Origin of the sequence: Weizmannia sp. CD-2023, from assembly GCF_036225245.1 — a bacterium.
Classification (GTDB): Bacteria; Bacillota; Bacilli; order Bacillales; family Bacillaceae_C; genus Weizmannia; species Weizmannia faecalis.
The window spans coordinates 1-20,915 of sequence record NZ_JARTJQ010000061.1 but is presented as its reverse complement, the minus strand read 5'-3'; the positions used below and the strand labels follow the sequence as shown (position 1 = coordinate 20,915).

Sequence of the window (20,915 nt, the reverse complement as noted above, 5' to 3'; positions counted from 1 at the left end):
TAACGGAATAAGGTGAAGTGAATGAATACGGAGTGGCTGCAAAGTTTTGTGGAGGCTGCGAAACAAAAAAGTTTATCTAAAGCCGCAAAATCCAACAACATCTCTCAACCAGCATTGAGCAAGCATATACGAAATTTGGAAAATGAACTTGGCGTCGTGTTGTTTCATAGAACGTCAACCGGCATTGAACTAACGGAGGCTGGTCAACATTTCCGCACCCGGATTTTACCAGTCATAGATGAGCTAGCTTCGATTCGTCAAGAATTACGACAGTTTTCCCGGACGGCACCAATAGCGATAGGAAGTCTACCTAGTTTGGCCACTTATTATTTACCCTCGAGAATTAAGGAGTTACGTTCTTTGGATCAGCCAACAACATTAATGATTCAAAACACTTCAGATGAACTTGTACAATCATTAGAGGAAGGAAGACTTGACGTTGTCTTAATCGATACCCTGAGTACAAAGGAATCGTTGTGGAGTTGGGAATTGTTTACGGAGCCTTATTATGCGGTGTTTCCCATAGACCACCGTCTTCGATCACGAAAAACGGTTCAGCTTGTTGATCTATGCAAAGAACCCCTCATTGTTCATCAAGCTCCTTGTGATACAAGAAGGCGGATTAAAGAACAAATGGATTCGCTGGGTTACAAGCCTAATATCATTAGTGAAGTAGCTTTTGGTGATTTTATTTTTGGAGCCGTAATGGCTGGAATGGGCATCACAATTGTTCCTGAAATAAGTGCTAAACATATCGATCATCAACAACTTTTCGCTTTGCCGATTATAGATTTTGGGAAAAAGAGGTCAATTTCACTGGCTACTAAAAATGCTAAACTTGGATTAAAACTTTATCAATTTTTGGCGAAGCATGCTAATGAGAAGATCTAGGTATAGTCGTCTTAAATTGATGAATACTTGTTCTATTAACTACACGATTGTGGAATACCAGAAGTAAAAAATGATCAAACTTTTTTTAAAAAATTTATTTGAGATCTTTAAAAAAGAATACTGTACGCCAGCGTATCGCTCTTATACGATCAATCGTTTCCAAAGGGAATTTATCTATGCGGCTGGCGTACGAATGTCATCTTGAACATTTGTGAAATATACGCTCATAAAAAGGCATTCCGGCAAATATTTCAAAGTATACGGCTGATTGACTGGGTGTCGAAGCTGAAACGGAATACTGGAAATTGAAACGCCTGCAAATGTGGGGAGGGGGGAGTATGGCCATAACAACCCGAAAACAGGCAATTATAATTCCACTTTTAGCAATACCTTCAAACATATAATTCTAATTACTAAATATTTACCTATCGAATTTTCACACTTTTTTAATTGGGGATGATATCTTTTTATCCAGTTCTATAAGTAATTGACCGATCTTTTTATCATGAATCACTTGATCGGCATACCGATCAAATTGGGTCGGTTCCATGTTCACAATCACTAATTTTGCACCGTTCTCTTTGGCGATTAAAGGAAATTGGTTGGCAGGTGTAACGGATAAAGAGGAACCTAAGACGATAAAAAGGTCTGCTTTCTCTGCTTCCTCCAGAGCAAATTGAAAAGCTTCTTGTGGCAGCGCTTCACCAAATAATACGATATTTGGTCGTAGCACCCCGCCGCATTCACAGTAGAAATCGTTATTGACATAGTTTTCACTACTATATTCTCTTCCACACGTTTGGCAATGGACTTTTTGAAGGGTCCCATGCAATTCAGCGACCCGCTTACTGCCCGCTTCCTGATGAAAGCCGTCCACGTTTTGAGTAATAATTGAGCGAATGAACCCTTGCTGTTCCCATTTGGCTAAAATATAATGACCTTGATGCGGTCCAAATTCTTTTACACCTAATACGCGTTCCCGATAAAACGCGATAAATGCTTCGACATTTTCATTCAGGGCTTTCGTACTGGCAATTTGACTTGGATCTTTCTTTTTCCACAGTCCGTTATGTCTTGAACGAAAATCCGGTAGTCCGCTTTCGGTTGACATCCCTGCTCCGGTAAAGACGACCGTATGACGGGATGACTTTAACCAATCTTCTAACATGAAATCCGCTCTCCTTATTTATGTTAGATAAGTTTCCCTACAAATCATTGTACGCTACCTGCCAGAAAACTTCAAAAAGCGAATATAAACCTCCTACATTTTCATTTCAAAGTGTACATTTAGATGTCAGAGTGCCCTCCCATTTTTTTGCTCATCTACCCCTTCGAGTAATATACAGAGTTTCTACTTTTTTAGTGAACCTTGCGTCATATTTTTGGCATACAATAGGACTTTAAGTTCATTTCTATTCGCCAAATATAGACAGAATATTGAATGGAAACGCTTGACTTGTGACTTTTTTCCTGTGAAAATAGTAATAATGTGGAAATCAATGGAAAGAGGGAGAGTGTTATGGGGATCTTTTTAAAAAAGTTAAAATCATGGGACCAGTACATGCATTATTGCGATGATACGGATATAACGGAAATTGGAGGAAGGGCACGGGAAAAATTAAATTACCTCGGTGTGGATCAGGAAACATTACAAAATGTTCGGGAAGCGGCAGCGATTATAGAGCCTTATAAGGAAAAGATGGTTCAAATTTTTTATGAAAGGCTTACTTCAGTTGAACAATTTCATAAACTCATTATGCGATATTCCACCCTCGACAGGCTGTATGAAACTTTAAAAACATATGTGGAGCAGTTTTTTCAAGCAGAAGTGGATCAAACCTATGTGCTTACAAGAATTAAAATTGGCAAAGTCCATAGCAGGATTAATTTAACGGCTGATAATTTTATTGCAGCCCACCATTTTTTGATTCAATCGATGGGATCTATACTCATGAAGCATTTACATCATACGCCCGACAAAATGACAAAGGTTGTCCTTGCTGTTCAGAAGTTAGCTGCGTTTGACCAACAATTAATTGTGGAAGTTTATATGGAAGAAACGTTCAGAACTTTTTTGTTTGGTATGTCAGATATGCTGAATGAGACAACGAAAATTAATGAAACCAAACAATTAATTGAATCGATGAACAGGCAAATAGAAGAGACGGATAATGTTTCGGCGGCAACGGAAGAAATGAGCGCATCCATTCAGGAAGTGGCCCAATATGCAACCAAAGTTGCGGAAGGGACCGACCAGGCAGTCCAGTCTGTGTTCACAAGCAAAAGAGTAGTAGATCATGCGCTTGGGGATATTCAAATGGTCGGGCAAGTATATGAAAACGTGTTTGAAAAAGTGGAGCTGCTGGATAAAGAAATTCATAATACGAAAGATGTTATAAATGTGATCAGGGGGATAGCTGACCAAATCAATCTTCTTGCTTTAAATGCCAGCATTGAAGCTGCAAGGGCTGGAGAAAACGGGCTTGGCTTTGCTGTTGTTGCCTCAGAAATCCGGGAGCTGTCAGAACATACGAAAGTTCAAATTTCCAGTATTACATCGAACATGGAAGCGCTGCAAAAAGTGGCCAATGAGGTCATCCAAGAAATACAGCAAACAGGCAAAATTGTAAAGGAAAGTGTCGGCCATGCCGAACTTGCCGGTACAGAAATTATGGAAATTGTAAAAATGATGGAAAGTATCAATGAATCGATTACACAAATTGCCTCAATGAGTGAAGAACAATCCGCAACCATTAACGAAATTGCAAATTTAAATAATACAATAAGAAATCACAGTCAGCAGTCCCAGGAGATTGCACGAAAAACAGCAAAATTAGTATTTGATTTAAGCAAAAAAATGGATCACTTTAGGAAAAACTTTTTTACGATTAACATTAAGTTTAGCTCAAAAGATATTGTAAGAATCACGAAAACGGATCACCTGCTTTGGAAGTGGAAAGTATATAACATGCTGATGGGACTGGGAAATATTGATGAAAATGAGTTGACTTCTCACGAAACTTGCCGGTTAGGCCAATGGTATTACGGAAATTTGCCTGAAAATATCAGGAAAATAGATGCTTTTAAACAATTGGAAAAGCCGCATAAAGAAGTCCATCATTATGCAAGACAGGCAGTGGAAAGTTTTAAAAGGGGAGAGGTGAAAACTGGAGAAGGTGCGCTAAAACAGTTGGAAGAAGCCTCCAACCAGGTCTTAGAATTGCTGTCAAATATTGAAGCACAACTCCGGTAGCTTGTGCCCGGATTTAATAAATGCGAAAACACTATAGAAAGAGCGGGACATCACGAACGTCCCGCCGTTTTTAGAAATTCACTTTGTTTTTTCCACAGTGACACTTCCATCTGCAGTGAAAAGCTGGATCATAGATTTTCCCCTGCCGAACGTCATATTTCTGTTAGAGCTGCCAAAAACGTTAACTTTTCCATCTACTGTACTTGCACTGATTGTAGCATTATCCGGTTTTTTCTCCGTTTGTATTTTGATATTGCCGTCAATTGCTCGCAGTTCTACCGGATGATTCAAGTGACGAGTGATAAAAAGGATACTTCCGTCAGTGGTTTTACCCGAAACCCGGCTATCCAAATGCTTTAAAACTATTTTTCCGTCATCCGATTTTACTTTGACTAGGGAGGCTTTCACATTTTCAAGGGTGCTTGATCCGTCACTTGCCTCTGTCGTAATCGTATCCGCGTTGATACGGTTCAGTTCAATTTTTCCATCCCTTACATGGATGCGCATCTCTCTTGCCCGAAAATCCCCCGCCCGGACGCGCCCGTCGTTACTATTAATTTGCAATGATTCATACCATTTTTTCGGCACATACACTTTTAAAGACGAGGATGAAGGGAAGAAGTTGACGAAATTTCGTTGTTTATATTTTACATTGATGGAGAGCACAGCGTTCTTAACATCCGTAGACAAGTGATATGCAGAACCTTTTTCGGCCCTGCCTGATACTGTGATTTTTGCTGCCGAACCAGTCGCTGGTAAAATCTCAATTGCGGTATTATCGGTTGCGATCTGAATTCGGCTGAACTTTTCGTGGATGACTTTTTCTTCCAACTTGGCTTCTTGCCGGAAGACGGGCCTGAATGTAAGGAGGCTTCCAACAATCCCTACAAGTAACAGTACCAACGCCACAAGTGACATTTTCTTTATTTTATCCATTTTTCAGCCCCCCTTTGATCAGATTTACATTCCATCTTAAATAGCGGATAAAGCCTTGCATTAATGTACGGGTCGCAAAATACATCCCGATGACGACAAAAAATCCGATCCCGCAAGTGGCAATGGAAACAAATAAGTAAAAAAGCGTGAATGTTTCCGGATACAGGAGGATGTTTATGAGAAACAGGAAAGGAGAAGCCAAAAACACAATTCCTGTAATCCAGCCGGAAAAAATAATGCCGGCCAACGCAATAAATGGCCCCAGTACAATGGCCAAGTTGAAAAATCCCAATCCAATCGTGGCCCATACTGCGCGCAAAATATTTCCGAACGTTGCCTTTGTCTCCACTCTTTCCAGATGGTAGGCCGCAACCATGTCTTTTGCAATCTGGTGCGGGGAACCAAGGGAAGTTGAAATTTGTTCTTCTGTTTTTCCCTCCTGCAAGCCAATGGTGAAATGTTCTTCAAAATCCTGCAAAATATCCTGGCGTTCATTGGCAGGAAGGCTTTTCAACGAAGATTCCAATTTGGATAAAAATTGTTTTTTATTCATGAGTCACACCTTCTTTTATCAGTTGATTCACCCCATCAGAGAATGCCTTCCATTCCAGGAGCAGTTTGTGGAGAAAAGTCCTCCCGCTGTCTGTCAGTTTGTAATATTTGCGCGGCGGTCCCTCTGTAGATTCCTTTAAATACGTTGTAGAGTAACCTTCTTTTGTTAACCGCCTCAGCAGGGGGTAGATAGAGCCTTCGGAAATGTCAATCTGCTCCGAAATTTTTTGGACAAGTTCATATCCGTAGCGGTCCTGTTTATCTAATAAAACGAGCACACAGAGGTCCAAAACCCCCTTTTTAAACTGGACATTCAAACTTTCTTCACATCCTTCCCGTTGCACACCGGCCAGTACTGTTTTATATTCAGTACTGCGTTTAACAAGAGAATAACACACAGTATTAATTATTGCAAGGTACCGGAATCATTTTTTTCAAAAATCCGGAAAAAATTTTGGCAGTTGGTGCCGGGGAAGAAAGCGGCAGTGTAAAAACCCATTTTTGGAAAACATCCACTAGGACGAGGTTGGAACGCTGGTCAGAAAATTATAAAAGTAAAGGATTTCAAACTTTATCCGATAAAACAGGGTAGAAAACCGAATATTCTTGACCAAACGCGAGGTCTAAGAATGATTCTGAAAAAAGAGGGATAGCAAAATGAAGATTGCCAAATTGAAAGACTTTCACTCCATCCGGCAAAAGCTTATGGCCATTTCCATTGTTCTTTTGGTGGTGCCAATGCTTATTTTAGGTTTCTTAAGCTATAACCGCAGTGCCGCCAGTTTAAATGAACTGGGAAAAACCAATCTAAAAAATAATGTCAATGAAACAATCCGGTTGATAGCTGTACTGGATGAGGAAGTGAAAAGTGGGAAAATTTCTTTAAGTGACGCACAAGAAAAAGTAAAAATTGCCATTCTCGGTGAAAAGAAAAAGGATGGCACACGTCCGGTTAATAAAAGCATTGATTTGGGAAAAAACGGATACATGTTTATTTTGGATGATACAGGAACTGAAGTGGCGCATCCTTTTATAGAAGGAAAAAATATTTCAAATGAAAAAGATGCTGACGGGAATCATTATGCCAATAAAGTCCTTGGAGCCGGGAAAACAGGCGGATTTACCTATTTCTCATACAGTTACCCGAATGATCAACACAAAGTCGGCAAAAAAGTGGTGTATGCAAAAAAGGATCCTTACTGGGGATGGACGGTTTGTGCAGGCGCCTATATGTCAGATTTTAACCAGCCGGCCGAACAAATCCTTCACTCACTTTTAATCGTTATGGGCATCACACTTCTCGTCGGGCTGTTCATCATATGGCTGTTCACGAGAAGTATTGCAGCCCCGCTTGGAATGGTAATGGATCATATCAGAAAAATTTCGGGCCATGATTTAACGGCCGGGCACATCAAGGTCAAGACGAAAGATGAGATCCGCAAGCTGTCGGACGGCATTAACCATATGCAGGATGAACTGAAGGGCCTGATCCATGAGATTGCAGATTCTTCAGGGCTGTTGTCAAATTCCAGCGAGGAGCTTGCGCAAGCGGCTAATGAAGTAAAAACAGGGTCGCAGCAAATCACCGCAACGATGGAAGAACTGGCATCCGGAGCTGAAGAACAGGCAGATCAATCCGGAAAGCTGTCTGAAAATATGAAGCAGTTCACATCCAATGTGCAGGAGGCGAATGCACAGGCGGATGAGGTTCATCAATCTACAAATGAAATTATGACATTGGCGCATAAAGGGAATGAACTAATGGACCGCTCTTCGGGCCAAATGGAAAAAATTGATCAGGTCATCCAATCAGTTACCGGGAAGCTTCAGTCTTTGAATGAGCATTCGGAAAAAATTTCTAAACTGGTGACGGTCATTAAGGAGATTTCCGATCAAACAAATTTACTTGCTTTAAACGCAGCAATTGAAGCGGCGCGGGCAGGAGAAAGCGGAAGAGGATTTGCCGTTGTCGCAGAAGAAGTCCGGAAGCTGGCTGAACAAGTTGCAAGTTCCATTAGTGAAATCAGCGGGATTGTTGCAGGAACCCAAAAAGATGTGAAAGAAGTAACGGATTCTTTGCATGAAAGCTATGAGGAAGTACAGCAAGGCACAGAAACCGTTCGCGTAACAAAGGAAACCTTTACGCAGATCAATGAGCGGATTTCAGACATGGTTGCCCATATTCGAAAAGTGGCTGCCAATTTGTCAGGAATTTCCGGCACAACCGAAAAAATGAATGGTTCTATACAAGAAATCGTAGCGATTACTGAACAATCAGCAGCAGGTGTTGAGGAAACGTCAGCAGCAACCGAGCAAATTGGAAGTTCTATGGAGGAAGTGGCTGAAAGCGCGCATAAACTGGTGGAAATTGCGGAGCATCTTCATTCCCTTGTTTCAAAATTTAAGTTATAAGTGAACTGGTTTTTAAATAGCAAGCGGCATAGGCATTTAAGCGAAGGAAAGCAGACAACATCCGGCCAAAAGTTCACGCGGAAGGATTCTACATATCCCGCTGCACATGGCCAGAAAGAAACGGCATTTGCCCGGTTTAATCAAACGTTTGATTAAACCGGGCATTTTTAACTTTACCTTTTCACTCCGGCTTTATCGTTTACGATGCTTAACGAATGATCCAGCACGGTAATCAGGATGAGGAGCAAGGTGACGCCGCCACAAAATAAGCCGATATGATGAATTCCCGGCGTATTTGCCCCGGATTTTAAAAACAGCCCGTTTGCCGCCGAAGCAAGAATGGCGCCCAAGTACATAAATGTTCGGAGCAAGCCGGCTGAAGCCCCGATTTGTTTTGGATTCGCCTGATAATAGACGGCATTCTGGTTGCCCAGATTCAAAAGACCCTGTGGAATCCCCAGCAGAAGGACAATAAAGGCGATCAAAACAACACTCGTTGTATGATGAGTAAAAAGCAGCAATGAGACGGCGATAAACTGAACAATACTGCCAGCTATTAATTTTAAACGGATGGCGGGGCTTTTCCCGGTCACTCGGGTTACGGCAATGGCGGTTAAAGACATCGGCAACATCAGCAGCCCGCCGCTAGATGCGGATAAACCCCTTCCGTCTTCCAGCCATTGTGGAAACCCATAAATGAAGGAATAAGCAACCAGACCTGAAAGCAACCCTCTTGCATAAGTGAGAACCAGAGGGATATTCCCGCTGAATACCCGAATATCGATAAAAGGATTTTTTATTTTTAACTCGGCCGCAGCAAAAATGGCCCCTGCAATCCCTGCTACTATCAAAAAAGCAATCTTCGACAAGCTTGGATGCATGAGAAACAGCAAAAGGGAAGTTAATGTGATGCCAAATAAGGCAATGCCCGTAAAATCAATGGCAAGAAGCTTTTTCCCTTCCACCGCTTCTGGCGGGGCTTTAGGAAATCGGAAGTATCCCAATAAAATGCAAGCAAGCGATAATGGAATATTGACGATAAAAATGCTTTTCCAACCCCCGGCACCGATGAGTACACCGCCTAGGGCAGGCCCGATCACGGCAATCGTTTGGCTTGCAATTCCGAGTGTCGCCAGGATGCTTCCCGGGCTTGCTTCGCCTGTTCGTTCAGCTTCACTGCGAATCAGGTACATAGATGCGGGATACCCGGCGCACGTACCCAATCCGAGCAAAATTCTTGCTGCAACAAGCCACCAAAAATCCAGGGCAAAAATGGCAATGAAACTTGAAATTCCGACCAATGAAGTCGCTGTTAAAAAAAGGGAACGGGGTCCGAACAGATCGATCAGCTTCCCAACTACCGGCTGCCCAATGGCAGTAGCAAGATATAAAGCGGCAACAAGCCATGCGGTTTCTGAAGGCGGAACATGAAATGCCTGTCCGATTGGAATTAGCGCCACTGACATAATAGAAGAGTTGATGGGGTTGAGAATGGAACCCAAAATCATTGGCAATATCAGTTTTTGATTAAAGTGATTTTCAATTGCAGCTTCGTTTTTCTTTTTACCAGTGTGGAACAAGTTTCATTCCTTCCTTCGACTTGGTTGGCAGGGCCTGTTCTGCTGATTTCAAAACAGGCCCTTTTTTTAATCCAAAGTGCCGGCCCAGGTACTGACCGTCATTACTTTTGCCTGGACAGGGAATAATTTTTCCATCAGCATGTGGTGAATGTCGGGATTGCCATCATGGCAGGCATCCCGGAGTACGATTAAGGAATAATCTTTATCAGCGGCTTCCCGCAATGTTGATAAAACGACACCGCTTGTGGTAATGCCGCTAAGAATGAGTGTGTCAATTTCCTGGGCTTTCAAGATCATTTCGAGATTGCTGCCGGAAAAGGCGCTTACCCGGTATTTTGTAACAACCGGTTCATTTTCTAAAGGTTGAACGGATGGGTGGATCTGTGTCGCTTCATCGAAAATGGTCATGTCGCCGTATCCGGCAACCCGGGCATAAGTTGGATGGCCTTGGTTGATTTCAGGGTAACCTTTACTAAATCCAAGACGGACGAAAATAACCGGGATATGATGTGCACGGGCGCTTTCGATTGCTTTTTGATTCGGGCGCAGCATTGCTTCATTTCCGGCAAAACGGGATACCATGCCGTTTTGCATATCCAAGACCAACAATGCAGCTTTACTGGATTGATTTTGCATGAATTGTCAACTCCTGTTCATTTGGTTAATATTAAGAAGTGGAGAGCTCTCCAGTTCATATTAAACGGAGATGTCTCCGTTTGTCAACGATTTTTTCCGGGAGTGATAAAGTTGAAGGATGAAAAACCAGGCTCCGCACGGGCGGAACGGCGTGATGCAGCTGAGAATCGCCAACGTATATTGGCTACGGCAATCCGGCTGTTTGAGCAGTTCGGGGTTGAACAAGTCAGCATGAATCAAATTGCCACAGAAGCCGGGATTGGGCCGGGAACGCTGTACCGCCGTTATCGAAATAAAGGAGAATTATGTCTGGATTTGATAAAAGGCAATGTGGTTTCGTGTTTCAAAGACATTCAAACGTATTTGGAACACAATCGGAAAGAGCCGCCGGAACAGCGATTAAAAGGCGCTCTCCGTATATTTCTCCGTTTCAGGGAAAGCAAAATGCAATTGCTTAAAGGTGTGGAGGACGCCGGTACAACAAATCGAAAAAAGGCAGGAACACGCAGCCCTTTATATGATGAATTGCACCGGTTGCTGGTAGAACTGTATCATGAGATGAATAATGAAAAAGAAGCCGTTCGAAACAATGTCTTCAAAGCGGACATGCTGCTCGAGGCATTAAAAAGTGATGCCTACTTGTATCAACGGGAAGTGCGCGGATATTCCCCCGAGGAAATATTGGACCTGCTCTATATCACATTTGTTTCATGACGGATAAATTTATGGTCACTCGCCATGCATGTACACTTGTTGAGAGAATGGCAAGGGGAAGGGAAAACACTGCGGAATGTTTTTCACGATGTAAAGAGAGGCCATCCCCTTGGCAATGAGTATGGCCTGTTTGTACTTACAAAACCCATTATTTTAATTTTGCTACCCCTAATGCAAAATGGCTCCAAAGTATATTTTCAACCGATTCTGCTTGTGACAAATCACATTCAACAATTAAAATGATTTCAGCGTGTTTCCCTTTTAAAACACGCTTCTTTTTCTTTATGAACAGCTCCATTACAAGCCGGATGGCAAAACCCACAATAAACCCGGCAAATGCACTAATCAGCCCCCAGTAAATGGGCCCCCAGGCGAGTTTAAAGCCGATGCTTGCGCCGATTACAGAAAATGCAGTGGCGATCCCCATGCCGATATCAATTAGGCTTGTACCGTCCGAGCGGTGGAGCGTATCAAAAATTTTCCGTTCTTCTTTTCGGTTATCCAGCGGGACCGCAAATATATTTTCTTTCGGAATCCCTTTCTTTTCCAGTGTTGAAATGGCCATTTCCAAAAATCCGTTACTTTCGAATGTAGAAAAAAGCTGCAAACCAATCACTTCACTTTTTGTTCTTTTCGTATCCGGAAACCGTCCGGCTGGTAATGCCGGGTTAAATATTGTCGTAATTCTTTATCGAAAAGTTTGTTGTTTTCGACTGTATTCATATACGAATCATAAGCGGCAAACCCAAAGTGTGAAGGGATGAAAAGAAGCCATTCCGGGTTTATAACCGAAGTTGCTTCTTTTATTTTGCCCCAAAATAAAAGTATAACCGCTTCCTGGAAATGGGACTGGTAATAAAACACCACCAGCCATACGATGACAAAAATTGCTGTTAAAACTCTGTGTATATAGAGCTGCCCCAATCCCGGGACAAATAATGACCACATAACGGAAAGTAGGGGGTTGCGCTTATCCAGGTAGTTAATCTCCAATGCGCCCAATGAAAAAGAATTAAAACGGTGTTCCTCCCGTTCTGCTAACAGATAAATCTTATTCATATCCACGGTTGTGCGATAACTGTCCCAAATGCCAAAAAGGTAAACAGGAATATACATGAGAAGCCATCTTGTGTCCAGTACGGCTTTTGCCATGTCAATATTTCCTTGAAACGAGTAAATCATGGAAAGGTTCACATTTGCTTTCAAATTAACGACAACTTCCCAGATAAATAAAGCATATCCCCTGATATATTTGAATAACAGCAAATGCCCGAATCCGGGAAACGCTGCGGACCACCATGCAATGATATAAGGATTTCTTAAATGCAATTGCGTAGTCCCTAAAATACTAACATGTGCTTTATATCGCCTGGCTGTATTATCGTTACGATAATTGTCCATCTTATCCACCTTTAAAAAGCCCATTTAAGTTAGCTTGCCGAATACGGAGGACATTTATACGCGCGGTATTCTGACCGGGGTAATGGGATGAAACGGATTTGATTCTTAACATAACGGCATCCCCATAATGAAATGGTTGCCGTTCTTTACTGGTAAAAAGGGAAACCCCAAATGCGGCCGCGCTTCATTGACAGTAATTTAACGGTTTTTGTACGTTTTATGGTTGACGTGTTGTTTCCCGCTTTATATAATTGATTGCGTAATTGTACAATTGCGCAATAGTAAAAATAAAGGAGATGACATGTTATGACTATGCCCTTAGAAAACCGGCGGAAATGGATGAGGCGCATTGAAACAGAAGCCCTCTTATTGCCGGAAAAAAAGCGTATGTCCTCCGGTGCAAATGATAGAGGGGTTTCATTATACAATTTAATAGAATTGGGTAAGAAAAAAGGGCTCCCATTATTTCCCTGGTTACCCGACATTGTACGGATTGTGGTTCACCGAAACATATCGGAGGAGCAAGTTGAACAAGCAGCCCGCATCATAAAAGATGTTTATGCAAGTTTTAAGAGGAGCGCCTTATATGTTTAGAAAAGTGAACGAAGGATGGATGTCCTTTTTAGTAAGATTTTTCAATTCCCTGGGGTTCTATATCTTTACCCCGCTTTTGGCACTATGGCTAACCGAAACCAAGTCCTTGGATTTGTCCAAAGCCAGTATCATTGTTGCCAGTCTGACTTTGTTTTCAAAAGCCGGGGGTGCATTCGTTGGCGGGTTGATCGACCGGCTGGGGGTGCGTTTAAGCCTCATCCTTGGATTATGGTCCAGCGGTGGTATACTGATGCTTATTCCAGTCGTTCCTTTTTTTTCGTTATTCATTGCCCTGTCCGCATTGCTCGGTACTACCATCTCTTTATACAATGTCGCCTTAAAAACGCAAATATCGTTTATGAATGAGCATAAGCGCCTGCGCGCATTTGCGTTATTAAATATAGCCGTAAACCTCGGAGCTTCGATTGGGCCTTTGGCAGGCGGCTGGATCTTGGATATAAAATCATTGTGGGTGATGTTTTTTGCCGCTGGCAGTTACTTTATAGCGGGAGGAGTGGCTTGTCTACTGCCTGAACCACCCTTGGAAAAAGAAGAGAATCGTTTAAATCTATTTAAATACCTGTATTCAGAGAGGTATCATTTGCTGAAGAGTCCGTTTTTCCGTTTTTTATTCGGATCAGGCTTACTCTGGTTCTTTTATATTCAAATGTTTTCCACTCTGCCTGTATATGTATCGGGTGAAATCAGCGGCAAGACAACGGGGCTTGTCTTCACACTGAATGCTGTAACGGTTATTGCCTTTCAAGGAATCTTTCCTTCCGTTCAGCCAAAGCTGAAAAAGGAACAATGGTATTCGTTGTCTTTTTTGTTGTTCGGTAGCTCCTTCTTTCTTCTATGGATTGACCGAACAGTGTTTTCTATCTTTTTATCTATGTTCTTGTTCAGTCTGAGTGAAATCATTTGGACACCATTGATAGATACGGAGGTTTTACAAAAGCATGGAAATTTGAGCTCTTCATGGGCCTTTGGCATTGCCGGCGTTGTATGGGGGCTATGGGAGTCCTTTGGAAGTTATGCAGGGTTAAGTTTGTTGAAATTCTTTCCGGGGAGATTATACTTGCTGTTGACTGTCATGACTGTGATAATCGGTTTAAGTTTGATTTTGCGATCACTGTCCATGAGAAAAGGTGAAAATTAAGAAATTGCGATGGGGGGTTGGAAACATTGAAGCGGCTCATCTTATTGGGCGCGAGTGAGGAGGGAATTTCAGCTGCTCACGCATGCGGGTATCATGTTATCGTAATTGAGCGTCCAAAGAAAAGCATTTCTGAAAAAGTAACTGCATTAGCGGAGGCCATCTATTTTGCGGATATTTGGGATACCGATGCCGCGCATAAAGTGGTCGAAAAAATTTTTTCCCAGTATGAAGATATTAAACTCATCCTTAGTTTTACGGAACTGGGACTTGAAACAGCAGCTTACTTGAGTGAGCGATACAATTTAAAAACCAATCCGTTTGAAACAGTAAGGCGGACAAGAAACAAAAATCTGATGAGAAATGCTTTTGCATCTCATGATGATTTGAAACTGCAAACTTTTTGCGGAAAGGCAGACAGACTCCCCGAAAAAATTTCCGGTCTGTTGCCGATGATCATCAAGCCCAATGACGGATTTGGCAGTCAAAATGTTGCTTATATAAAAAACCAATCGGATTGGGAAAAATGGCTGCGGACTCATGCCCAAAGTAAACTTGAGTGGATTTTGGAACCTTTTATTGAAGGCCCGGAGTTTAGCGTAGAAACAGTTTCATCTGAAGGGACGCATACGGTACTTGGCATTACGGAAAAGGAAACGAGTGGTATGCCAAATTTTATCGAAACCGGGCATATTGTGCCTGCGCTCCTGGAAACTGAGCAAAAACAGCAAATAGAAAAGATCGTCAAAAAAGCACTGACTGTTCTGGGCGTTCAATACGGTCCCGGGCATGTTGAAGTAAAATGGGATGTTGTCAACAAACGCCCGGTTGTAATTGAAGCACATACGAGACCGGGGCGGGGACTTTATTCCGTTTCTGCACTTTCTGTCCAGCGGTCTCAACCAATACGAACTTGGCATATTAAGCTTTGAAGGGAAACACAATCTTGATATGCAGCCACAGCATACAAAATTTTCACAAGTGAAGTTTTTATGCTTGAAGAAGGGCGATTGAGTGCTTTGGAGCTGAGGTCCTCTGTCCCGGAGCCTGTTGTGGAATGGAAAATTGCTTATCAAGTAGGGGAGCACATCCCCGGAAGCCGTGACTCGTTTACAAGAGGCGGGTACATCATTGCTTCATCCGATTCCAAAGCACTTGTCGCTAAAGCCATCGATGATTTTTATTCTCGTATTGTATGGAAAATAGATAAAATATAAGAAAGTTGTGGTCATATGGCAGTATTAACCCCTGATTCAAATGAATTTCAAATTAAATTGGAGTTTTTAACCTCTCCTGTCTTTGAAATGATGGCATCTTTAAGAAAATGCTATCTCATGCAAGGGCGGTTGGAATGGGAAGATATAAACTTGCAAAATTTTTATACGGAAAATCAAGGATTACTCAAAAGGTACTACGGCGGTTTTGAGATGGGGGCCCAGCTTGCTGAGCTTGTGATTGGGCTAAGCCAGCCCCATTCTATTCAGGATTTTATCCATTGGGTTCAACAGATGGATCGTCCCCGTTTTCTTTATTACTTATTGGGCCGGTATCTGGAGGTGGAGGAAATTGAAACCATTTTTGAAAACTCGCCCGAACCGTCAAATGAAATAAAGCAAAGAATTGAAAAAAAGGGCGGATTCGTGCACCAGGAACAGTTGGCTTTTGCGGAAAATTGGCCTGTTTGGCATCAAGAGTTGGTCGATTTATGGTCTGCATACTATGAGGAATATTTTTTTAAAATAGCAAGGCATGTGGCGTCTTTTTGGGAGCAAGCGAATGACAAACTGGCAAGGGACCTGAATACGAAAGGGCTAAATGAGGTTTTGAGAAGGCTGCTGAAGGGAAAAACGATTCCTGAACAATTTCCTGAGAATAAGCAAACCGAAGTGGTTCGCTTTTTTCCTTCTTACTTTGTTTCACCAAAGTTCATCCTGATTTGGGGATGGGGCGAATTAAATCTCGTTTATGATCTTACAGCATATGTGGACCAGCCATTGCCCGCTCCTTCCCCTTTTGAGATCAATGACACGCCGGCCACATTGGATGAAATCTCCTTTTTTGGCAAAGCGTTATCAGAGCCGATGCGTATACGGATTTTGTCTTTGATTGCAAGAAAGGAAGGAATCAAAGCCCAGGAGATGGCCGAAAAATTAGACCTGAACCCTGCCACGATCTCCAGGCACCTGAACATTTTGAAAAGTTGCAAGCTCATCACGGAAACCAAGCAAAAAAGCCATAATATTTACTTTATCAATCATAGCGAGTTCAGGCGCTGGGCAAAACAACTAGAAGGGGAGCAATTTTTAAAGGCTTTCGATTGATGCTTGATTCGGCCGGTTTGTTTTAGAAAGCAGCTAAGGTGCATTTCAAGCGCAACGGGTTGCTTTAGTCTGGGCACGTCCCTCGAGAAACACCGGCCGCACGGGCAAGCCTCTCTCCTGTACTTGGTGCAGCCGTGCATGTAGACTAAAAGGAGACAAAAGGTGAAAGCAGGTGTTGTTTTGGTATCCTATATCGTATTAAACAAACGGAAGATTGATGTGGAACGTTATCGGGAAGAGGACGTACAGGGGCTGAAGCAGATCGTGGTTGACTTCAAGGTCACAAGCGATGATTATCATGATATTGCCACCTTGCTGTATCAGGGAAAATTTGATGTGGAAGTGCCTGAAAAGGGGCTTGCTTTCAGGGGTGCGATCCGGGAATATTCTACTTCCATTACGAATCTATATGAAAAAGGCCAGGTCGGCGACTACCATTTAGCATTGCTGGAAGTGAAAGAAGGAGAGAACAAAGCGTGAAACTCAGTATTTTAGACCAGGCGCCTATTTCTTCCGGTCAAACAGCGAAAGACGCCCTGAACAACGCGATGGAACTGGCCCGTGCAGGAGAGTCATTCGGATACACGCGGTACTGGATTGCGGAACATCATGATTTGCCGGGTCTTGCCAGCAGTGCGCCCGAAGTGATGCTTGGATTTATCGGCGCGCATACGAGCACAATCCGGATCGGCTCCGGGGCCGTGCTTTTGCCGCATTATAAACCGTACAAAGTCGCGGAAGTGTTCAATTTGCTCTCCGTATTGTTTCCAGGCCGCATTGACCTCGGCATTGGCCGGGCGCCGGGTGGTTCTGCCGAAGCAACCAGCGCATTATCCGATCAATTTTTGCAAAAAGTGTACAAGATGCCGGAACTGGTGGAAGAATTGCTTCATTTTCTCCATCACGATTTTCCGGAAGACAATATTTTTTCCCGCGTCAAGGCTGCCCCTGTCCCGGCCGATCCGCCGCGTGCCTGGCTGCTTGGCACAAGTGGCAAAAGTGCCGTGTTGGCTGCCCGGTACGGCATGTCGTATGCGTTTGGCCAGTTCATGAGCGAACAGGATGGCACGGCAATTTTAAAGCAATATGAGCAGGCTTTTACGCCCCGTAAGCCGGGGGATGTGCCACAAACTTTGTTAACCGTTTCCGCAGTATGTGCCGAAACAGCTGAGAAAGCGGAAGAAGTGGCATGGAGTTCCCTGATATGGCAGCTGCAGGCGGAAAAAGGGGGACAAGCATCCGTGCCGTCTATTGAAGAAGCAAAATCTTATCCATTAACCGGAAAAGACAAAGAGAAATTGGCAAAAATGAAGCAAAACATGGTAATCGGGAATCCGCGACAAGTACACGCGGCATTCACCAGGTTACAGGAAAAATACGGAACGGATGAAATCATGATTTTGACGATTGCCCATTCTCCCCAGGACCGGATCCATTCTTACAGGCTTATTGCGGAAGAAGTGCTGGGGTGAAGCAAAGTACTGAATGGCCTTTAGCGGCAATAAAAGCCCACTTTTCCTAATTGATGGAAGATGTGGGCTTTTATCTATATGCTCCCCTAACTCGCCAAATGTCTAATGAAGGCTTGCTGAACGAATCCGATTTTAGTTTTCACCCAATTTATCAGCAAGCTCTAGAACTTTTTGCCAAAGCTGTCAGCATACTGTAAAAATCTGGGGATTTTGGTTATTCAGTAAGCCCTATGTTAAGGAAGCGCGGAAAAATGACATTGTTCCTTTACATAGAGGCTGTCTATGTTAAGGAAGTGTGGAAAAAAGACGTCCTTTCTTTACATAGAGTGCGTCTACGTTAAGAAAGCGTGAAAAAAAGACGTCCTTTCTTTACATAGAGCGCGTCTATGTTAAGGAAGCACGAAAAAACGACGTCCTTTCTTCACATAGGGCGCGTTTCAAAGTGTAAGCTTTTCCCTTCATTTTTTATAAAACCCTTGCATTAATTCTTGCCAAAGCTGCCAGCATCCTTGCCAAATCTAGAAATTTTGCTTATTCAATTCAGCAAGCCCTAATTAGAGGTTTTATCGAGACAGTTCTATCTAACCAGCGGATTGTCAATTAAACGCTCTCGTGCTTCAAGGTAATTTAATATTCGGGAAAAGTTCTAAGCATGTAAAGGAAGTATGGGATAAACCAAGTCAAGAGAAAGTCAAAGTACATTACGTGAAAGGCACAGATGTTTACTATTATTGGGGATATTCTCATGAAAATAACGAAATATCTTGTTTCATCATTTATTTTTAGTAGTATTATAGCCGAAAAAATAAATGGATCCAAAGAAGCATTGTTTAATAAAAAATACACTACAACTATAACCCGTCTTTAGAAACAGAGGCAGTGCCTTTTCTCGTAGATCCATCCATTTCATGACAAAATCGGAATTGGGAGAGGTGAAAAGGGTCTAATATCCCCAGCGTTGTTAACCCAAGTATGAACAGAACAACGCATGCAAAGAAAGGAATCGGCCAGGTTATTCCCGTCACCAAGTCAATGTTTTCCAATGAGTTTGGAAATCCTAAGACAACTGGTTAGGAGTGTGATCAAGTGGGATTGATGCAAATGGTTTTAATACTTGAACACCTAGCAATCCAAATACCACTTCAATAACCGCAAATTTTTTCAACCAGATCTCCTCCTGATCCAATCTTCCCGCCTTCCCGCTTTATCACCCGAATTGGCAAAAACCTGCTCGAAGTGAGAGCAGGTTTCTATTTTACTGTACATCTGAGGTGGTTTCATGCTGTTCCGTGATTAAAGTATTTTTCTTTTTTAAAAGAATAACAAAAGAAATCATCAAAAGCACGGATGCACCGATGAATGTAAAAATAATGTTGAACCGGTCTGAGACTGCCCCGGCCGCCACGGTAGAAAGCCCGAAAACGAGTGTGACCAAAGCATTTTGGGTGGAATAGATTTTCGGCAGCATCCGGTCGTCTGCAGTAGTTTGCAAGATCACTTGTAAAGAGATACCTTTAAGCTGGTCGAATATCCCGTTGGCCGCAATGAGCAGCAATGCTACCCATGGAACGGTATTGAAACCGAAAAACAGTGTGGTCAGGCACACCATCCCACTACCGGTGACCACAGTCAGGATCGGCCGGTTTTTGATGAGGGCGGACCTGTAGCCGACAAAGCCGGCCAGCAACATGCCGATAAAAAAGGCCGTGTTTAAGTACCCCCACCACGCAACCCCTGTTTTCAAGCGTTCCCGAATAAAAACATACAGGACGGCAGACAGCCAGGCCGTACTCGCAACTGTTTCAAAAACCATCAGCAAGTGAATCGTTCTTAACGCCCTGTTTTTAAAAATGATCTGCCATCCTTCCACCATTGCTTTCCTCAAAGCATTACCCTGTTTTTCCTGCCAGTTTGCGTGCTTCCTGTCCACAATGAAACCCATCATCAAGGTGGAAAGCATATACACACTAAAGGTGATCCAAAACATCCCGGTTGAACCGAATGAGGACAGGATGATCCCGCCAAGCGCCCAACCCCCTAATTGGATGGACTGGTCTGTAATAGAGACAAGGCTGTTTGCTTTTACGAGCTGATCCCGTGGAACAAGCCGGGGGATCATGGAACTCCTGGCAGGTGAAGCCCACCCGTCAAAAAATGAAATCAGCCCAACGAGCAGAAACAGCAAGGTAATTGTAGCAGGCTGAATGAAAACCATTGCGTAAACAGCTAATGCCATTAAGAGCAATGTTTTGATCAACTGCGAATACACCAGCACCTTTTTGAGCGAAAAACGGTCCAACAATATCGGTGCAATCAAGCCGCTGACAAACATCGTCAACGTGTTGGTGAATGGAACAAGCGACACAAACAGCGTCGATCCCGTGACAGAATAGACAAGGGAAATCAATGCGACAATATAAAACACATCCCCTGCATTCGCCAGGCACTGGCCAAACACCAGACATCCGAATGAGCGTTGCTTCACTGTGATCAAGCCCCTTTATTCAGTTTTTATAGCTGTTTAAGAGGCTTACATCACATTGGACAACGGCTCCTTTGGAAAGAATTTTTTGATAATAAATATTATAAAGTGTTTGGCGTTTGGCATCAATGCCAAAGTTGCCGCCTTTTAAATGTTTTAAGTCATGCATTGTACGGGATGTTAAGGATAAATCATAGTAATAAAGTTGGTGTATCTGAATGATTTTTTCCCTGTAGGAAAAGGGGGGTAATTTTCTCAATGGGTAATATTTTACACAACAACAATGTCTTATCATTCGTTCTTGTGTCACCTTTTCATTATAATAGACTCAAATATTTAAAAAATGAGGGATCATATTATGCTATTATTAGCAAATAATAAAATTATATTGAGGAGCATATCTGAAAAAGACTTAGACGGTTTATTCAGTTTATATGCTAATGAAGAAGTCATGAGATTTTTTGGAAGAATGGCTGCTAAAAACAAGCAGGAGGTTTTAAAACGCATATTCCGCA

19 protein-coding genes and 1 pseudogene are annotated in these 20,915 nt (G+C 42.7%); 11 read left to right on the top strand and 9 right to left on the bottom strand.

The genetic code is table 11. The features are described from left to right. Positions 1-21 precede the first annotated feature (21 nt). Entirely contained in the window at positions 22-891 is an 870-nt protein-coding gene (locus P9687_RS08555; protein WP_035182783.1) for a LysR family transcriptional regulator, read from the top strand. Positions 892-961: 70 nt separating this feature from the next. Continuing rightward, positions 962-1,200: pseudogene (locus P9687_RS08550) on the top strand (hypothetical protein); the annotation flags it as partial. A 127-nt stretch (positions 1,201-1,327) separates the two neighbouring features. Here P9687_RS08550 and P9687_RS08545 read toward each other — a convergent pair. Beyond that, positions 1,328-2,059: an NAD-dependent protein deacylase gene (locus P9687_RS08545; protein WP_014096447.1), complete on the bottom strand. Its 732-nt coding sequence runs from the start codon at positions 2,057-2,059 to the stop codon at positions 1,328-1,330. A 351-nt stretch (positions 2,060-2,410) separates the two neighbouring features. Here P9687_RS08545 and P9687_RS08540 point away from each other — a divergent pair, with 351 nt between their 5' ends. Continuing rightward, positions 2,411-4,144, top strand: a complete 1,734-nt coding sequence (locus P9687_RS08540) for a methyl-accepting chemotaxis protein (RefSeq protein WP_035190179.1) — start codon at positions 2,411-2,413, stop codon at positions 4,142-4,144. Between the two features lie 78 nt (positions 4,145-4,222). Here P9687_RS08540 and P9687_RS08535 read toward each other — a convergent pair whose 3' ends face one another. The 3 genes from P9687_RS08535 to P9687_RS08525 are packed head-to-tail and all read right to left on the bottom strand — an operon-like array spanning position 4,223 to position 5,949. Next, a complete protein-coding gene (locus P9687_RS08535) occupies positions 4,223-5,080 on the bottom strand; it encodes a DUF4097 family beta strand repeat-containing protein (protein ID WP_014096445.1) in 858 nt (285 codons plus the stop codon). After that, entirely contained in the window at positions 5,073-5,633 is a 561-nt protein-coding gene (locus tag P9687_RS08530; RefSeq protein WP_014096444.1) for an HAAS signaling domain-containing protein, read from the bottom strand. The genes P9687_RS08535 and P9687_RS08530 overlap by 8 nt, the downstream gene beginning before the upstream one ends. After that, positions 5,626-5,949: a PadR family transcriptional regulator gene (locus P9687_RS08525; RefSeq protein ID WP_035190181.1), complete on the bottom strand. Its 324-nt coding sequence runs from the start codon at positions 5,947-5,949 to the stop codon at positions 5,626-5,628. The genes P9687_RS08530 and P9687_RS08525 overlap by 8 nt, the downstream gene beginning before the upstream one ends. A gap of 340 nt (positions 5,950-6,289) precedes the next feature. Between P9687_RS08525 and P9687_RS08520 the strand changes: the two genes are divergently transcribed. Beyond that, complete coding sequence (locus P9687_RS08520; RefSeq protein ID WP_061565119.1) at positions 6,290-8,044, top strand: methyl-accepting chemotaxis protein; 1,755 nt, start codon at positions 6,290-6,292, stop codon at positions 8,042-8,044. A 173-nt stretch (positions 8,045-8,217) separates the two neighbouring features. Here the strand turns inward: P9687_RS08520 and P9687_RS08515 are convergent, their stop codons facing one another. Both P9687_RS08515 and P9687_RS08510 read right to left on the bottom strand, forming a co-directional pair. After that, the gene (locus P9687_RS08515; protein ID WP_061565120.1) at positions 8,218-9,624 is read right to left on the bottom strand and encodes an MFS transporter; all 1,407 of its coding nucleotides are present in this window, start codon (positions 9,622-9,624) and stop codon (positions 8,218-8,220) included. A 66-nt stretch (positions 9,625-9,690) separates the two neighbouring features. Next, positions 9,691-10,260, bottom strand: a complete 570-nt coding sequence (locus P9687_RS08510; RefSeq protein WP_035190188.1) for a cysteine hydrolase family protein — start codon at positions 10,258-10,260, stop codon at positions 9,691-9,693. A gap of 102 nt (positions 10,261-10,362) precedes the next feature. Between P9687_RS08510 and P9687_RS08505 the strand changes: the two genes are divergently transcribed. Further along, entirely contained in the window at positions 10,363-10,974 is a 612-nt protein-coding gene (locus P9687_RS08505) for a TetR/AcrR family transcriptional regulator (RefSeq protein ID WP_225620934.1), read from the top strand. A 148-nt stretch (positions 10,975-11,122) separates the two neighbouring features. Here the strand turns inward: P9687_RS08505 and P9687_RS08500 are convergent, their stop codons facing one another. Both P9687_RS08500 and P9687_RS08495 read right to left on the bottom strand, forming a co-directional pair. After that, positions 11,123-11,581 carry a hypothetical protein gene (locus tag P9687_RS08500; protein WP_026104499.1) on the bottom strand — a complete coding sequence of 153 codons (459 nt, stop codon included), beginning with the start codon at positions 11,579-11,581 and terminating at the stop codon, positions 11,123-11,125. 5 nt (positions 11,582-11,586) lie between these two features. Continuing rightward, positions 11,587-12,375 carry a hypothetical protein gene (locus tag P9687_RS08495; RefSeq protein ID WP_035190190.1) on the bottom strand — a complete coding sequence of 263 codons (789 nt, stop codon included), beginning with the start codon at positions 12,373-12,375 and terminating at the stop codon, positions 11,587-11,589. A gap of 586 nt (positions 12,376-12,961) precedes the next feature. On the opposite strand from P9687_RS08495, the gene P9687_RS08490 reads away from it, so the two are divergent. From P9687_RS08490 to P9687_RS08465, 6 genes are all read left to right on the top strand, one after another. Further along, positions 12,962-14,128 carry an MFS transporter gene (locus tag P9687_RS08490; protein ID WP_026683800.1) on the top strand — a complete coding sequence of 389 codons (1,167 nt, stop codon included), beginning with the start codon at positions 12,962-12,964 and terminating at the stop codon, positions 14,126-14,128. Between the two features lie 26 nt (positions 14,129-14,154). Then, the gene (locus tag P9687_RS08485; protein WP_014096436.1) at positions 14,155-15,057 is read left to right on the top strand and encodes an ATP-grasp domain-containing protein; all 903 of its coding nucleotides are present in this window, start codon (positions 14,155-14,157) and stop codon (positions 15,055-15,057) included. Between the two features lie 60 nt (positions 15,058-15,117). Continuing rightward, a complete protein-coding gene (locus tag P9687_RS08480) occupies positions 15,118-15,342 on the top strand; it encodes a hypothetical protein (RefSeq protein WP_046721642.1) in 225 nt (74 codons plus the stop codon). A gap of 150 nt (positions 15,343-15,492) precedes the next feature. Beyond that, positions 15,493-16,446: an ArsR/SmtB family transcription factor gene (locus P9687_RS08475; protein WP_230951734.1), complete on the top strand. Its 954-nt coding sequence runs from the start codon at positions 15,493-15,495 to the stop codon at positions 16,444-16,446. 180 nt (positions 16,447-16,626) lie between these two features. Continuing rightward, the gene (locus tag P9687_RS08470) at positions 16,627-16,926 is read left to right on the top strand and encodes a YkvR family protein (RefSeq protein WP_026104497.1); all 300 of its coding nucleotides are present in this window, start codon (positions 16,627-16,629) and stop codon (positions 16,924-16,926) included. Then, positions 16,923-17,918: an LLM class flavin-dependent oxidoreductase gene (locus P9687_RS08465; RefSeq protein ID WP_014096433.1), complete on the top strand. Its 996-nt coding sequence runs from the start codon at positions 16,923-16,925 to the stop codon at positions 17,916-17,918. Before P9687_RS08470 ends, P9687_RS08465 begins: the two co-directional genes overlap by 4 nt. A 1,255-nt stretch (positions 17,919-19,173) precedes the next feature. Here P9687_RS08465 and P9687_RS08460 read toward each other — a convergent pair. Next, on the bottom strand, positions 19,174-20,403 hold the full coding sequence (locus tag P9687_RS08460) for an MFS transporter (protein ID WP_014096432.1): 1,230 nt from the start codon (positions 20,401-20,403) through the stop codon (positions 19,174-19,176). Positions 20,404-20,915: the final 512 nt, after the last annotated feature.

Bases quoted from the DNA above. Each gene is read 5' to 3' on its own strand.
- P9687_RS08480 (WP_046721642.1), top strand. From the start codon at position 15,118: ATGCTTGAAGAAGGGCGATTGAGTGCTTTGGAGCTGAGGTCCTCTGTC.
- P9687_RS08555 (WP_035182783.1), top strand. From the start codon at position 22: ATGAATACGGAGTGGCTGCAAAGTTTTGTGGAGGCTGCGAAACAAAAA.
- P9687_RS08490 (WP_026683800.1), top strand. From the start codon at position 12,962: ATGTTTAGAAAAGTGAACGAAGGATGGATGTCCTTTTTAGTAAGATTT.
- P9687_RS08545 (WP_014096447.1), bottom strand. From the start codon at position 2,059: ATGTTAGAAGATTGGTTAAAGTCATCCCGTCATACGGTCGTCTTTACC.
- P9687_RS08530 (WP_014096444.1), bottom strand. From the start codon at position 5,633: ATGAATAAAAAACAATTTTTATCCAAATTGGAATCTTCGTTGAAAAGC.
- P9687_RS08535 (WP_014096445.1), bottom strand. From the start codon at position 5,080: ATGGATAAAATAAAGAAAATGTCACTTGTGGCGTTGGTACTGTTACTT.
- P9687_RS08540 (WP_035190179.1), top strand. From the start codon at position 2,411: ATGGGGATCTTTTTAAAAAAGTTAAAATCATGGGACCAGTACATGCAT.
- P9687_RS08510 (WP_035190188.1), bottom strand. From the start codon at position 10,260: ATGCAAAATCAATCCAGTAAAGCTGCATTGTTGGTCTTGGATATGCAA.
- P9687_RS08495 (WP_035190190.1), bottom strand. From the start codon at position 12,375: ATGGACAATTATCGTAACGATAATACAGCCAGGCGATATAAAGCACAT.
- P9687_RS08520 (WP_061565119.1), top strand. From the start codon at position 6,290: ATGAAGATTGCCAAATTGAAAGACTTTCACTCCATCCGGCAAAAGCTT.